The 1,685-nt window shown below is 73.6% G+C and carries 2 protein-coding genes; both read left to right on the top strand.

What is annotated here, in order from left to right; translation table 11 throughout:
• On the top strand, positions 1-171 hold a 171-nt coding region (locus tag DPV74_RS41260), incomplete at its 5' end, for an AraC family transcriptional regulator (RefSeq protein WP_119339277.1).
• A 121-nt stretch (positions 172-292) separates the two neighbouring features.
• On the top strand, positions 293-1,685 hold a 1,393-nt coding region (locus DPV74_RS41255; protein WP_162923334.1), incomplete at its 3' end, for a nodulation protein NfeD.

The raw sequence follows: 1,685 nt of genomic DNA, 5'->3' as shown, positions 1-1,685 counted from the left end.
GACCTCGCGTTCGAGGCGCTGGCCGACCCCGCGCGCACGATCGCCGACGTCGCGGCTGCAACCGGTTTCGCGGAACCGAGCGCGTTCTACCGCGCGTTCCGCAAATGGAGCGGACGCAGCCCGGCCGACTATCGCGACGAAGTGCTCGCGCGCGGCGGCGGCGCGAGCTGATACCGGCCGGCACGGCGCTCGCTTCGCGCTTTCCGCCGAAACCGCCTAATCTTTAAGCATCGGGCCCACGCCCTTTCCGCAAGCCGGATGGCGCACGGCCACGCGCCGCCCGGACGCCCCGATGCACGTTCACCGTCACGGGCCGTCGCCGGTGCCTGCCACGCCCGGCGGCCACCCTCGTCACCCGCTGTCCGCGCGGGTCGCGCGCGCCGCGCTGTTCGCGGCGCTGCTTGTCGTGTGTGCCGCGGTCGCCGCGCCGCCGTCCGCCGACACACCCGCCACACCCGCCGCCGCCCGCCCGGTCATCGTGATCCCGATCAACGGCGCGATCGGGCCCGCCAGCGCCGATTTCATCGTGCGCTCGCTCGACCGTGCGGCACGCCAGCACGCGCCGCTCGCGATCCTGCAGCTCGACACGCCAGGCGGCCTCGACACGTCGATGCGGCAGATCATCAAGGCCATCCTCGGCTCGCCCGTGCCGGTCGCCGCGTTCGTCGCGCCGGGCGGCGCGCGGGCCGCCAGCGCGGGCACCTACATCGTCTATGCCAGCCACTTCGCGGCGATGGCGCCCGGCACCAATCTCGGCGCGGCGTCGCCGGTGCAGTTCGGCATCGGCGGCGCCGCGCCGCCGGGTGCGAACCCCGCTGCACCGCGCCCGCCGGCCGGAACCCCGGGCGCGTCAGGGGCATCCGGTGCGTCCGAGGCCGCCACACAGGCCGCATTGCCGACCGACACGCAATCGACCGAGATCCGCAAGGCGATGCAGGACGCGTCCGCCTACATCCGCGGTCTCGCGCAGCTGCGCGGGCGCAATGCCGAATGGGGCGAGCGCGCGGTGCGCGAAGCCGTCAGCCTGTCGGCCAGCGAGGCGCGCGCGCAGCACGTCGTCGACCTGATCGCGCAAGATCCGGCCGACCTCGCGCGCCAGCTCGACGGCCACACCGCGACGACCACCGCCGGCACGGTGAAGCTCGCGACCACGCACGCGCCGCTCGTCATCGTCGAACCCGACTGGCGCAGCCGCTTCCTCGCGATCATCGCCGATCCGAACGTCGCGCTGATCCTGCTGACGATCGGCATCTACGGCCTCTTCTTCGAGTTCGCGAACCCCGGCTTCGTGCTGCCGGGCGTCGCCGGCACGATCTGCCTGCTGGTCGGGCTGTTCGCGATGCAGTTGCTGCCGATCAGCTATGCGGGCCTCGGCCTCGTGCTGCTCGGCCTCGGCTGCCTGGTCGCCGAGGCGTTCCTGCCGACCTTCGGCGTGCTCGGTTTCGGCGGGATCGTGTCGTTCACGATCGGCGCGCTGATGCTGATCGACACCGACGTGCCCGGCTACGGGATTCCGTGGCCCGTGATCGCGAGCCTGGCGCTCGGCGGCGGGCTGCTCGTCGCGGGCGTGTCGAGCGTCGCGCTGCGCGCGCGGCGGCGCCCGGTCGTGACAGGTGCCGAGGCGATGGTCGGCAGCATCGGCGAGGTGCTCGACGACGGCCTGCGCGCCGACCAGCCGCACGGCG

Origin of the sequence: Burkholderia sp. HAN2018, assembly GCF_024704855.1 — a bacterium.
In the GTDB taxonomy this organism is placed as follows: Bacteria; Pseudomonadota; Gammaproteobacteria; order Burkholderiales; family Burkholderiaceae; genus Burkholderia; species Burkholderia cepacia.
The sequence above is the reverse complement of the archived record's forward strand: the minus strand, read 5'-3'. Positions and strand labels throughout refer to the sequence as shown.